We start from the raw sequence: 12,308 nt of genomic DNA, 5'->3' as shown, positions 1-12,308 counted from the left end.
CCCGCACGGCGCCGCCGGCCGCACTGGCTGGCCGTGGTGTTCGTGCTGCTGCTGGTCGTGCCGGTCCTGGAGATCGCCACCATCATCGCCGTCGGCAAGGTCATCGGCGGCTGGCAGACCCTCGCACTCCTCCTGCTGGAGTCTGCGCTGGGCGCCTGGCTGGTCCGCCGAGAAGGGGCGCGCGCCTGGTCTGCGCTCACCTCCGCCCTCAACACCGGACGGATGCCGAGCCGTGAGCTCGCCGACGCTGCCCTGGTGCTGGTCGGCGGGACCCTGCTGCTCGCCCCGGGCTTCCTCACCGACGTCGTCGGCTTCTTCTTCATCCTGCCCGTGACCCGGCCCATCGCGCGGACCCTGCTCGAGACGGTGGTCGCGCGGCGGCTGCTGGGGGGTGTGTTCGGCGGCCGTCGGGGTGGCCCGGGCGGGAGGGGTCGTGGGCCCGGCGGCCCAGGTGGCCCGGGCGGACCCGACATCATCGAGGGCGAGGTCCTCTAGCCTGGCGCACGCGACGAGACGGCCACCTCCAGCAGGAGGTGGCCGTCTCGCGGTGGTGCCGTGGTCAGGCGGTGCGCTTGCGCCGCGGCTTCTCGCCACGCGACTCGCGCAGGAGCGTCAGCCGCTCCTCCAGGAGCTCCTCGAGCTCGGGGATGGAGCGCCGCTCGAGCAGCATGTCCCAGTGCGTGCGGACGTGCTTGACCTGCTTGGCCTCGGGCTCCGGGCCGTCGACCAGCCGGGCCTCCTCGCCGCAGCGGCACTCCCAGGTGGGAGGGATCTCCGCCTCGATCGAGAAGGGCAGTTCCGTACGGTGCCCCAGTGGGCACACGTACGCGGTGATCTGTCGTTCGCTCGGGACGACGTGGTCGTCGGTCTCGAGGCTGTGCGAAACCATTCGGCTACCGCGAAGGGTGCGTTCTGCCATGGTGGTTCTCCCAACGTGCGTGGTTTCCCAGCCCGCTCGGGTGGGGGCTCGGATTCGCTAGGCATAACGCCATCGACCCGTGCAATGTTCCGACGTCCGGCGTGGCGCGCCCGTTGGCCGCCTGTGACGCGGATCACATCGCTCACTCGGGAAGGCGCAGGTCAGACCACGTGGGGGAGGGTGTTGCCCGCCTCGAGGATGCCACGGCGCATGTCCACCCTGGCCAGCAGCGCACCGCCGAGGATGAAGAACACGGCGAGGGCGACGATGGCGGGACGATAGGAGCCGGTCCACTGGTAGACGAGCCCGAACGTCAGCGTCCCGAACCAGCTCGTCCCGCGCTCCATGGCCTGGTAGAGGCTGAAGAACTCCGCCTCCCGGTCCTTCGGCACCAGCTGGCTGTAGAGCGAGCGGCTCAGGGCCTGGGTGCCGCCGAGCACCAGCCCGATGGCAACGCCGAGGACGAACAGCGGCGCCACCTGCTTGTCGGGCACGAAGTAGGCGAAGACCACGACGCCGGTCCACAGGACCAGGCCCCAGAGCACGGTGCGCCACGCGCCGTACCGCCTGGCCAGGGAGCCGAAGAGCAGGGCGCCGCCGAAGCCGACGAACTGGACCATCAGGAACAGCGTCAGCATCGTCGTCTCGGGGAACCCGAGCTCGCGCTGGCCGTAGAGGCTCGACTGGCCGATGACGGTCTGGATGCCGTCGTTGAAGAACAGGTAGGCGATCAGGAAGAGCATCGTCTGGGGGAACAGCCGCAGCTCGCGGAAGGTCGAGGCGAGCTGGCGCAGGCTGCCGCCGACGATGCCCGCCGTCCGGGCCACCTCCGGCCGCTCGACGCCACGCAGCCGCCACATCCCGATGACGGGGACGAGCGAGAAGCCGGCCCACCACAGGCCCGCCATCAGCATGCTCAGCCGTACGGCGCCGCCCTTGTCGAGGCCCAGGGCGTCGGGCTTGCTCAGCATGAGGAAGTTGATGGCGAGCAGCAGGCCGCCGCCGAGGTAGCCCAGGGCCCAGCCGCGCGAGGAGACCTTGTCGCGGTCGTCGGGGCTGGCGATCCGGCACAGGATCGAGTCGTAGACCACCAGGGAGGCGCCGAGGCTGAGGTTGGCCACGATGAGCAGCACCACACCCAGCTGCCAGTTGGTGCCGCGGACGAGCGCCATGAGGCAGGCGGCGACGGATCCGACCAGGGCGAAGACACCGAGCAGCCGCGCCGGCCTGGGGGAGCGGTCGGCGATCGCCCCCACGAAGATCAGGGCGACCGCGGAGACGATGGTGGCGAGGGTGACCGTGAACGGCGCCACCGACCCCGGAGAGATCCCGACGCCCAGGACCTCGAGGTTGGTGCGGCAGGTCTCGCCGTCCGCCAGGTCGGGGCAGGCAGCGGCCTCGGCGATGGCGGTGAGGTAGGGGGTGAACAGCACCGTCGCGGTGGTCGTGACGTAGGCGGAGTTGGCCCAGTCGTACCAGTACCAGGACCTGCGGTAGTGCTCGTTGCCCTGCCACGTCGCCGTTGGCGTGGTCGCCTCAGTCGTCATGCGTGAAGGGTGGCACAGCAGCCCCGGGCGCAGATGCGTATTGGTACCCAGCTGCGGCGCGTGTCAGCCGGCGTACTCCCAGTGCCACGGCTCAGGGAGCGACCCGGTCGCCTCGGCCCACGCTGGGTGGAACCAGCCGTAGAGCGGGGCGTTCTGCTTCATCCACAGGTGGGCGGCGGAGCCGAAGCTGTTGATCCCCCCGCAGAGGTCGACGGCCATCCCTCGCCCGTGCTCGCTCGTGCCCGGGGTGGCTGCCCACTTGCCGCGCTCGGCCTTGACCGACACCTGCTCGGCCAGCGACCGGTAGGAGTCGGTGACGCAGATGGGGGAACCGGTGTCCTTCTCGTAGGCGAGGCTCATGGCGTTGAACGCCGCGGCCGCCCCGGGGCGCAGGCTCTGGGCCGGGGCCCCGTACAGCGGGCACAGCCCGGCTGCAGGGACCGCACCGTTGGGGTAGTCGGCCTCGTCGGTGCTGCACGCCTTGACCGACCCGTCGGCCTCGACGCCCGGGACGACGAGCGCGTCCCGCAGCCGCCGGGTCGTCGCGAGGGCGCTGGCGTCCTCGCTGCCGAGGAGCAGCCCCGCGATGGGCCCGGCCTTCTTCACCTGGGCGGCGTGCAGGGCGCGCGTGGCCTCGAGCTGGGACTTCTGCTCGGCGATCACGGTCTCCAGGCTGGCCTTCGCCTTCGCGGCGGCCGTGGCGGCGTCCGCCGCCCGGGTGCTGGCCTCGACCGCCTGCACGGCGACCTGCTGCTGCAGCACGGTGCGGTCCTGGACGCGCTCGAACGCCGACGCCTTCTGGTTGTTGAGGTAGGTCAGCTGGGCGCTGGTGTCGCTCGCCTCGGCCGCCGGCCGGCTGAGCGCGTCGAGCAGGGTGCTCATGTCGGCCAGGTCACCGCCACCGCCGGCATAGGCCTGGTAGGCCAGCTGCCCGAGCGCCTTGCGGTCCTCGCCCAGCTGGGCCGAGAGGGTCTGGTACGCGGCGACATTGCGGTCGGCCTCCTGCCTCGCGGTCCGCTCGGCGTCGCGCGCGGCGGCGTACTCCTCCAGGAGGGTGTTGGCCTGCTTGGCCAGCCGGTCGAGGCGGGTCGCGGCGGCAGCGATGGCGGCGTTGGAGCGGGTCAGGTCGGCGGTCAGCGCCTCCGCCTGGGCGATCTGGGCAGCGAGCTGACCCGCGCTGAGGGCCTGGTCGGCCGCTGCGGCGCGCTTCTCGGCGGCGGCCTTGGCGGCCTTCGCCTTCGCAGCCTTGGCCTTCGCGGCCTTGCTCCTGCTGGTCGGGGCGGGCTTGTCGGCGCCCACTGCCGCAGGGCGCGAGGTCGCTGGGTGCGAGGTGACCGCCGGGATCGCGGGCGTGGAGGCGAGCGCCGGGGTCGACCCGACGAGTACGCCGACGACCACTGCGGCCACGGATAGCGCGGCGCGCATGCCGACCCTCACCACGATGTCCCACTCCCTGTCCGCCACCCCCTGGGCGGCCCCGCACATGTCCTCCCGGCACGCTAGCCGGGGGGCGGGGACCGGCACCTCAGACGTTCTGTCGAGACTCTCGGCCGTTCGTCCGACCCGTTCGCTCCATGAGGCTGACGGTGTGTCCGGATGCGGCGAGTTGGTGCACCTCGACATAGCCCCGGGCGCGGTGGAAGGCGAGCGACGGCTCGTTCGGCGGCTCGATGTTGACCTCGAGGACCAGGCGTCCGCGCGCAGCCGCGGAGGCCTCCACGACGTCGTAGACCGCGGAGGCCAGGCCCCGGCGCCGGTAGGCGTCGTCGACGACGATGCGGTCGAGGTAGTCGAACGCATCGCCGTACCGCGCCGCGAACCAGCGGTAGTTGACCGAGTCGTAGTCGGAGCCGGGGGAGAAGACGAGGACGAAGCCGGCGACCTCGCCGTCGCACACGATGACGTCGGAACGTGAGGCCGAGCCCCGCATCCGGGCGAGCCGCTCGGCGTCCAGCGGTGACAGCAGCTCGACGTGGCGGTGGTTGAGCTCGAGGACCCTCGGCACGTCGTCGTCGGTCATGGGTCGCAGGACGTCGGCCGGGCTCATGGCACGCAGTCTGCCACCCATGACAAATGTCACTTCCGCGCAGGTCACACGCTGCATAGCCTCCGGCGGTCAGGCCGAGATCCGGCCCCGGCTGTCCCCTCATCAGGAGTGTGCGCATGCCCCACCCCGTCCACAGCATCCCCGGCGGCCGCAAGGTCGTCACGAGCACCAGGACGGCGGTGACGGCGGGCGCGGCCCTGCTCGCCCTGGCTGCCGCCACCACCGGTGGCGCCGCCAGCGCCAGCGCACACGGCTCCGACACCCGGCTGGCCCCGCGGACCCACTTCACGATGGCCGACGACGGCTCGAGCGGCCTGACCGCCGGGGGAGAGGGCATCCCCAACATCGACTCGGTCAAGAAGACGATCTACGCCTACTACGGCGATCCCAAGGGCGACGGCAACGCCAACCCGACCAGCTCGCCGTACGTCGCGGAGATGTCCTCGCTGCTCTCGCAGCAGCGTCGCCGCCTGCCACGGCTGCTCGCCGACGCGAAGCGGCACCACGAGAAGCCGGCCATCGTCTTCGACGCCGACGACACCACCCTGTGGACCTACCAGATGGAGGTGGGTGACATGAAGTTCGTGTTCACCCCCGCCGCCCAGCAGCCGTGGGTCGACGGCGAGCGGTTCCCGGCGGTGCCGGGCATGGTCGACTTCGTCAACGACGCCCAGGCGATGGGCTTCACCGTCTTCGGCCTGACCGGTCGCCCCGACAGCCAGAAGGCGCACACCGTCAGCAACCTCGCCAAGGTCGGCTACACCGCCTTCCCCGCAGACCGGTTCTTCACCAAGTTCGACTCCGGCGCGACCCCGCCGTCCTACCTGTCACCGACGTGGTGCTCGGCCTACCCGAAGTGCACCACCGTCGAGTACAAGGCCGGCACGCGCCGCCACCTCGAGAAGGACCTTGGCTACGACGTGGTCCTCAACGTGGGCGACCAGTTCTCCGACCTCCAGGGCGGGTACGCCGACCACTACCTGAAGCTGCCCAACCCCACCTACTACCTCCCGTCGCCCAACCTGCCCGGCGTCAAGCAGCCCCGCCTCGCACCGCGCACCCAGTTCACGATGAAGCCGGACGGCTCCAGCGGCCTGACGCAGGGTGGTGAGGGCATCCCGAACATCGACGTCGTCAAGAAGACGATCGCCGTCTACTACGGGGACCCGGGCACCGGGATCTCGGACAAGGTCTCCTCGCCGTACATCGCCGAGATGACCAAGCTCATCGACCAGCGCAGCCGCGGCATCCTGCAGCAGTGCGCCACCGGCGCCCGGCGCGGCGACAAGCCGGCCATCGTCCTCGACGCCGACGACACCACGCTGTGGACCTACGACATGGAGGTCTCGGCGATGCACTTCGTCTTCGACCCGGTCGTCCAGGACCGCGACTGGGTGCAGCCGCAGCGGTTCCCGGCCACGCCAGGCATGGTGTCCTTCGCCAACGCCGCCGCCGGCGCGGGATGCACGCTGGTCGGCCTCACGGGTCGCAACACGACTCAGCGCGAGGCGACCCTCGGCAACCTCGCCAAGGTCGGCTACACCGGCTTCACCCCGGAGAACTACTACACCAAGTGGACCTCCACCGAGCCGATCCCGTCCTACGCGAGCTGCGTGCTCGCCCCGCGGTGCACCACGATCGAGTACAAGTCGCAGACGCGGGCCCACGTCGAGTCGCAGGGCTTCGACATCATCGCCAACTTCGGCGACCAGTACAGCGACCTCATCGGTGGGCACGCGGATCGGGCCATCAAGCTGCCCAACCCGACGTACTACCTGCCGTAGCAACACTTTTCGGCACGCTCGACTGCACACGCGACGGCGCAGTCCCGGTCCGACCGGGGCGGCGCCGTCGTCGTCCACAAGCCAGGGTCGCCGGCCGGCTCGTCCACAGCGGCCGCCAAGGTCGTCGACGCCGCCCACGGAGCAGGGGAGCCTCGGGTCATGGATGACATGGGGGAGTGGGTCAACGAGGTACGGCTGGTCGGACGCGTCAGCGGCGCGGGGGAGGAGCGCGAGCTGCCCAGCGGCGACACCGTCGTGCAGCTCCGGGTCGTCGTGCCACGGCCGGCCCGAGCCGGCGCGGCTGCTGGTACCGGCGGGGGCGCGCGGGTGGACACGATCGACGTGGCCTGCTGGACGGCGCGGACCCGCAGGTCGGCACTCCGGCTCGCCGACGGCGCGACGGTCGAGGTAACCGGCGCCCTGCGTCGGCGGTTCTTCAGGGCCGGCCCTGCCACCGTGAGCCGGTACGAGGTGGAGGCCTCACGCGTCGCCGCCGTCAGGTCCGTCCGAGCCGCCGCGGGCTGAGCCCGTCGCGCCAAAACCCAGGACCTGCGCGGTTCGTCGCCTGGCCCGAGGAAGTCAGGCGCCGTATCGAGCGACTCGGCCGCTAGGTTCTCCGACCATGGGTGACCTCTTCGGACAGGACGAGTACGGCATCCGGCTCGACTGGGGGCTGACGGGCGCGCAAGCAATCTGCGCCGACCTGGCCGTGGTGGTCGACGTCCTCAGCTTCTCGATCACGGTCACCGTGGCCGTGGAGCGCGGCATGCGTGTGTTCCCGTTCCGGTGGAACGACTCCCGGGCGGGGGAGTTCGCCACCGCACACGACGCGGTCCTGGCCGTCGGGCGGCTCGAGGCCACCAGGGGCGACCGGTCCCAGGCGCCGACGCTGTCACCGTCCGGGCTGCTCGACGGGCCGGTGTGGCCGCGGCTGGTACTGCTGTCACGAACGGGTCGACCATCGCGGCGGCGCTGCAGGCCGCCGGCGCGAGGGTCGCCGTGGGCTGCCTGCGCAACGCCTCCGCCGTCGCGTCCTGGCTTGCTGCCGGCGTCGCGGACGGTCATCGGGTCGCCGTGGTCGCCGCCGGCGAGCGGTGGAGCCGTGACAGCTCGTTGCGGCCGTCCCTCGAGGACCACCTGGGTGCCGGAGCGATCCTCTCGGCCCTGGCGACCCTGGCCGGTGGCGACGGCTTCAGTCCTGAGGCGTCAGTGGCGGCCGACCTGTTCGAGGCGAGCCGTGGCCGACTGGTGAGTCATGTACAGACCTGTGTCGGTGGCCGAGAGCTGGCGGCCAAGGGATTCGCAGCTGACGTGGCTCTCGCGGCCGACCTCGACGCGTCGACAGTCGTCCCAGTGCTCATCCAGGGCGCGTTCGAGGAGAGCGTGCGCCGGCCGGGATCGGCCCTGTTCCAGACCTCCTGAGCACACGGTAGAACGCCGATAATCCACATTATGTCATGTAACTGGACTCCAACCCCTGCCCCACAGTGTCCTGCAGGCGCGGCGAGCCGGTGTTGAGCACCGACGACATGGGTAGGTTCGACATGGGTAGGTTCTGCGCCCATGACCGCCAAAGAGCTCGCCAACCAGGCCACCGCAACCGCCGAGAAGCTCAAGCCCGGGACGTGGGAATCCGTCCAGGCGCTCGCCCTGGCGTCCATCGCCCAGAGCCTCGTCGCCATGGCGGACCGAGATGCCGCCGACTGATCCCGGCTGGTGGCGGACCACGCTGCCGGCTGCCAGACATGACAGGACCCCGTCCTCGTGGACGGGGTCCTGGTGACACGAACTCGTGAGATGCACGCGACCGGCGGGCGCCTACGCCATCATGGACGGGTGCACGGACACGGACAACGCTCAGACAGCGACTNACGCACCGCCATCGCGTGCTCGAAGCACTGCTGGATCACCGGGCAGGTGGCACACAGCGCCTTCGCGCGCTGCTCCCGGCTGAGCCGGCGGTTGCCGCGCTCGGCCTCGTGCGGGAAGAACTCGTCGGGGTCCGTCGTGCGGCACGCACCGTCTGTCTGCCACTCGTAGGAGCTCAACAGCGGCTTGGGAAGTCTCTTGATGCTGCTCATGTGGGGGAATCCTTCTCCTCGAGGCGCGAACCGAAGTGATTCACAACCTATGCAGAACTTGTTCATAGTGCAAGCCATCTGAAGAAGTTCTATAGTCAGTAGTGCCCGGGCAGGGGTCGCCGGTGGTGCATCACCCATCGACGAGGCCAACGGGCACCAAACGTCAACCAGGAGACGAGAGGTCATGGACAGCGAACGCTCGGGTCAGGTCTTCGAGGACCCGATGCAGGGATCGGCACAGGGTTGGAGCTCGGTACAGGGCTCCCCCGGTCTCGACGCGTCCAGCGGCTCCTCCGTCTCCGCCGTCGAGTGGGCCGTGGGAGCCGTCTCCGACCGGCTGGGGCTCTCCCCCGCGACACTGCGCACGTGGGACCGCCGCTACGGCATCGGCCCGTCCCAGCGCACCGAGGGCGGCCACCGTCGGTACAGCGAGGAGGACATCCGCCGGGTCCGGGTCATGGCCCGCTTCACCGCGCGCGGTGTGCCCGCCCAGAGCGCCGCACGTGTCGCGCTGTCGATGGACACCGACCGCCTGCTCATCGAGACCGGCGAGGAGGAGGCCGCCGAGCTGCCGGTGGGCGACGACGTCGGCACCGTGGAGGCGATCTGCTCCGCGGCTCTGTCGCTCGACCCCGGCATGCTGTCCAAGATCTACCAGCGCACCCTGCGCGAGCGGGACCTCGTGACCGCCTGGACCCAGGTGTTCGCCCCCGCCCTGCGGGCCATCGGCGACCAGTGGGGCGCCGGCTCCCTAGGCGTGGAGTCAGAGCACCTCGCCAGCGAGATCCTCGTCAGCGAGCTGCGGACCGTCATCCGGGCCAACCGCCCGCGCAACGCCGCCTCCGAGGCCATCCTGGCCTGCGCCGACGACGAGCAGCACTACATCCCCCTGCTCGCCCTCGAGGCCGAGCTGGCTCGTCACGGCGTCAGCGCCCTCGGCCTCGGCGCCAGGGTGCCCACGCAGGCCCTGCAGAGCCTGCTGCTGTCGCGGCGTCCCTCACGGCTGTTCCTGTGGGCCTCCATCAGCCGCGCCGTCGACGAGCAGCTGTGGTCGGTGCTCACGGACGTGCACTGGCCGCTGCTCGTGGTCCTCGGCGGTCCGGGATGGCCGCAGGAGCCGCCGCTGTCGAACCGGTGGGTCACCGTCACCCGTGCGAGCGACCTCGCGACGGCGACCCAGGCGCTGCTGGCGCCACTCCCCTGATCCTGTCCTGACCCTGCCGCACCCGCGTCGCCGGGCTACCGTGGGCGGATGGCCGACGACCAGCGCGACGACGCACCCCTGACCCTCAACGACGGCACGACGCTCCCCCGCATCGGCTTCGGCACCTACCCGCTCAAGGGCGAGGACGGCATCGAGGCCATGGTGAGCGCCCTCGAGATCGGCTACCGACACCTCGACTCAGCGGTGAACTACGAGAACGAGGCCGAGGTCGGTGAGGCGTTGCGCCGCAGTGGGATTCCTCGCGCAGAGGTGGTCGTGGCGACAAAGGTCCCGGGCCGGTTCCACGAGAAGGGGCTGGCGCTGCAGTCGCTACGTGACTCGGCGGTGCGTCTCGGACTGGAGCAGATCGACCTCGCCCTGATCCACTGGCCCAACCCGAGCCGCGACCTCTACGGGCAGGCGTGGCAGGCCCTGGTGCAGGCGCAGCAGGAGGGACTGGTCCGCAGCATCGGCGTCAGCAACTTCACCGACGCGCACCTGCACCGCATCATCGACGAGACGGGGGTGACGCCGGCCGTCAACCAGGTCGAGCTTCACCCCTACTTCCCCCAGGAGCAGGTGCGCCAGGTCCACCGTGAGCTCGGCATCCTCACCCAGGCTTGGAGCCCCATGGGCAAGCGCAACGCGCCCTTCGCGGAGCCGGCGGTGGCCGACGCAGCCTCCGCGCACGACGTGACACCGGGCCAGGTGGTGCTGCGCTGGCACGTGCAGCTGGGGTCGATGCCGCTGCCCAAGTCGGCGACGCCCGAGCGCCAGCGCGCCAACCTCGACGTGTTCGCGTTCGAGCTGACGGACGAGGAGATGGCGGCCATCACCGGACTCGGACGGGTCGACGGCCGGCTGTTCGGCGGCGACCCCGACACGCACGAGGAGATGTAGGCGCCGCGACCGGGACGGTGCCGGATCGCCCTACTGGGACGGTGCTGGGTCGGCTGGGTCCCCTACTGGGAGGGTGCAGGGTCGGCTGGCTCCCCTACTGGAACGGAGCTGGGTCGCCCGCGCCGACGCGGACGACCTCGGGCGCGCCGTCGGAGAAGTCGACGACGGTCGTGGGCTCGGTGCCGCACTCCCCCGAGTCGATGACGGCGTCGACCTGGTGGTCGAGCTCCTCCTTGACCAACCAGCCCTCGGTCATCGGGTCGGTCTCCCCGGGCAGGATCAGCGTGCTCGACAGCATGGGCTCCCCCAGCTCGGCGAGCAGCGCCTGCACCACCCGGTTGTCCGGGATGCGCACGCCGACCGTCTTCTTCTTGGGGTGCAGCAGCCGGCGCGGCACCTCCTTGGTGGCCGGCAGGATGAACGTGTAGCTGCCCGGCGTGGCCGCCTTGATGGCCCGGAACACCGAGTTGTCGATGTGCACCAGCTGGCCGAGCTGGGCGAAGTCCGCGCACACCAGGGTGAAGTGGTGCTTGTCCGTGAGGTGGCGGATACGGACGATGCGGTCCTTGCCCTCCTGGTTGCCCAGCGCGCACCCGAGGGCGTACCCGGAGTCCGTGGGGTACGCCAGCAGCCCCCCGTCACGGAGCATCTGCACCGCCTGGCTGATCGCCCGGGGCTGTGGGTCCACCGGGTGCACGTCCAGATACCTAGCCATGTGAGGACTGTATGCCGCGGCGGCACCACGGGCGGGCATCGCACTCCCCCGCGCCCGATATGTTGGGCCCGTGCGCGCACTCGTGAAGACCACTGCCGGTCCGGGCCTGGAGCTGCTGGACGTCCCCGAGCCGGAGACCGGCCCCACCGACGTGAAGATCCGGGTGCTCCGGGCGGGCCTGTGCGGCACCGACCTGCACCTCGAGCAGTGGGACGACTGGGCGGCGTCGACCGTCGTGCCGCCGATGACGATCGGCCACGAGTTCTACGGCGAGGTCGTCGAGGTGGGCGAGGACGTGACCAGCGTCAGCGTCGGCCAGCGCGCCTCCGGCGAGGGGCACATCGTGTGCGGCACCTGTCGCAACTGCCGCGCCGGCCGGCGCCACATGTGCATCCACACCAAGGGGATCGGCGTCAACCGGGACGGGGCGTTCGCCGACTACGTCGTGCTCCCTGCCACGAACGTCTGGGTGCAGCCCGACGACCTCGACCCGGACCTGGCCGCCGTCTTCGACCCGCTGGGCAACGCCACCCACACCGCCCTGTCGTTCCCCATGGCCGGTGAGGACGTCGTCATCACCGGCGCCGGGCCGATCGGGGTCATGGCCGCCGCGCTGGCGCGCCACGTGGGAGCCCGCCACGTCGTGGTCACCGACGTCAGCGACTACCGGCTGGGGCTGGCCAAGGACGCGGGCGCCGACCTCGTGGTCAACGCCGCCACGTCCAACCTGCGCGAGGCGATGGACGAGCTCGGCATGAAGGAGGGCTTCGACGTCGGCCTGGAGATGTCGGGCGTCCCCAGTGCCGTCGAGGACATGCTGGCCAACATGAACCACGGTGGCCGGGTCGCGATGCTGGGCCTGCCCAAGGACCCGTTCGCCATCGACTGGGGCCGGGTCATCACGCACATGATCACCATCAAGGGCATCTACGGCCGCGAGATGTACGACACCTGGTACGCCATGAGCTCGATGCTCGGCACCTCCGAGGTGCTGCGGGCGCGCATCGCCTCGGTGATCACCCACCGCTTCCCCGCGGAGAAGTGGCAGGACGCGTTCGCCGCCGCCCGCTCGGGCCAGTGCGGCAAAGTCATCATGGATTGGAGCTGAGCG

General features: G+C 70.8%; 14 protein-coding genes. 8 read left to right on the top strand and 6 right to left on the bottom strand.

Going from position 1 to position 12,308, the window contains the following annotated elements:
• The first annotated feature begins 33 nt into the window (after nucleotides 1-33).
• On the top strand, nucleotides 34-495 hold the full coding sequence (locus ASG70_RS17560) for an FxsA family protein (RefSeq protein ID WP_304437987.1): 462 nt from the start codon (nucleotides 34-36) through the stop codon (nucleotides 493-495).
• 64 nt (nucleotides 496-559) lie between these two features.
• Here ASG70_RS17560 and ASG70_RS17555 read toward each other — a convergent pair whose 3' ends face one another.
• The 4 genes from ASG70_RS17555 to ASG70_RS17540 all read right to left on the bottom strand — a co-directional run bounded on the left by ASG70_RS17555 (nucleotide 560) and on the right by ASG70_RS17540 (nucleotide 4,513).
• Entirely contained in the window at nucleotides 560-919 is a 360-nt protein-coding gene (locus ASG70_RS17555) for an RNA polymerase-binding protein RbpA (RefSeq protein ID WP_056885115.1), read from the bottom strand.
• A 161-nt stretch (nucleotides 920-1,080) separates the two neighbouring features.
• A complete protein-coding gene (locus tag ASG70_RS17550) occupies nucleotides 1,081-2,466 on the bottom strand; it encodes an MFS transporter (RefSeq protein WP_056885114.1) in 1,386 nt (461 codons plus the stop codon).
• 63 nt (nucleotides 2,467-2,529) lie between these two features.
• Nucleotides 2,530-3,891 carry a M15 family metallopeptidase gene (locus ASG70_RS17545; protein ID WP_156400078.1) on the bottom strand — a complete coding sequence of 454 codons (1,362 nt, stop codon included), beginning with the start codon at nucleotides 3,889-3,891 and terminating at the stop codon, nucleotides 2,530-2,532.
• Between the two features lie 100 nt (nucleotides 3,892-3,991).
• Entirely contained in the window at nucleotides 3,992-4,513 is a 522-nt protein-coding gene (locus ASG70_RS17540; RefSeq protein WP_082590978.1) for a GNAT family N-acetyltransferase, read from the bottom strand.
• Nucleotides 4,514-4,629: 116 nt separating this feature from the next.
• Between ASG70_RS17540 and ASG70_RS17535 the strand changes: the two genes are divergently transcribed.
• The 4 genes from ASG70_RS17535 (at nucleotide 4,630) to ASG70_RS19430 (ending at nucleotide 8,004) form a co-directional block, all read left to right on the top strand.
• Nucleotides 4,630-6,297: an HAD family acid phosphatase gene (locus ASG70_RS17535; protein ID WP_056885112.1), complete on the top strand. Its 1,668-nt coding sequence runs from the start codon at nucleotides 4,630-4,632 to the stop codon at nucleotides 6,295-6,297.
• Between the two features lie 159 nt (nucleotides 6,298-6,456).
• Nucleotides 6,457-6,822, top strand: a complete 366-nt coding sequence (locus ASG70_RS17530; protein ID WP_200949328.1) for a single-stranded DNA-binding protein — start codon at nucleotides 6,457-6,459, stop codon at nucleotides 6,820-6,822.
• A 396-nt stretch (nucleotides 6,823-7,218) separates the two neighbouring features.
• A complete protein-coding gene (locus ASG70_RS19760) occupies nucleotides 7,219-7,719 on the top strand; it encodes a 2-phosphosulfolactate phosphatase (protein WP_200949327.1) in 501 nt (166 codons plus the stop codon).
• Nucleotides 7,720-7,860: 141 nt separating this feature from the next.
• Nucleotides 7,861-8,004: a hypothetical protein gene (locus ASG70_RS19430; protein WP_156400076.1), complete on the top strand. Its 144-nt coding sequence runs from the start codon at nucleotides 7,861-7,863 to the stop codon at nucleotides 8,002-8,004.
• A gap of 164 nt (nucleotides 8,005-8,168) precedes the next feature.
• Here the strand turns inward: ASG70_RS19430 and ASG70_RS20170 are convergent.
• The coding region (locus tag ASG70_RS20170) for a WhiB family transcriptional regulator (RefSeq protein ID WP_156400087.1) at nucleotides 8,169-8,378 on the bottom strand (210 nt) is incomplete at its 3' end.
• A gap of 184 nt (nucleotides 8,379-8,562) precedes the next feature.
• Between ASG70_RS20170 and ASG70_RS17515 the strand changes: the two genes are divergently transcribed.
• A complete protein-coding gene (locus ASG70_RS17515) occupies nucleotides 8,563-9,582 on the top strand; it encodes a MerR family transcriptional regulator (protein ID WP_056885109.1) in 1,020 nt (339 codons plus the stop codon).
• A gap of 48 nt (nucleotides 9,583-9,630) precedes the next feature.
• Nucleotides 9,631-10,482: an aldo/keto reductase gene (locus ASG70_RS17510; protein ID WP_056885108.1), complete on the top strand. Its 852-nt coding sequence runs from the start codon at nucleotides 9,631-9,633 to the stop codon at nucleotides 10,480-10,482.
• A 94-nt stretch (nucleotides 10,483-10,576) separates the two neighbouring features.
• On the opposite strand, the gene ASG70_RS17505 is transcribed toward ASG70_RS17510, so the two are convergent.
• Nucleotides 10,577-11,197, bottom strand: coding sequence for an L-threonylcarbamoyladenylate synthase (locus ASG70_RS17505; RefSeq protein ID WP_056885107.1), 621 nt, complete (start codon nucleotides 11,195-11,197; stop codon nucleotides 10,577-10,579).
• A 70-nt stretch (nucleotides 11,198-11,267) separates the two neighbouring features.
• Here ASG70_RS17505 and tdh point away from each other — a divergent pair, with 70 nt between their 5' ends.
• Complete coding sequence (tdh, locus tag ASG70_RS17500) at nucleotides 11,268-12,305, top strand: L-threonine 3-dehydrogenase (RefSeq protein WP_056885106.1); 1,038 nt, start codon at nucleotides 11,268-11,270, stop codon at nucleotides 12,303-12,305.
• Nucleotides 12,306-12,308 lie beyond the last annotated feature (3 nt).

This window comes from Phycicoccus sp. Soil748 (assembly GCF_001428025.1).
GTDB lineage: Bacteria > Actinomycetota > Actinomycetes > Actinomycetales > Dermatophilaceae > Pedococcus.
Note: the sequence above shows the minus strand (reverse complement) of the source record. Positions and strands in the feature narration are given on the sequence as shown.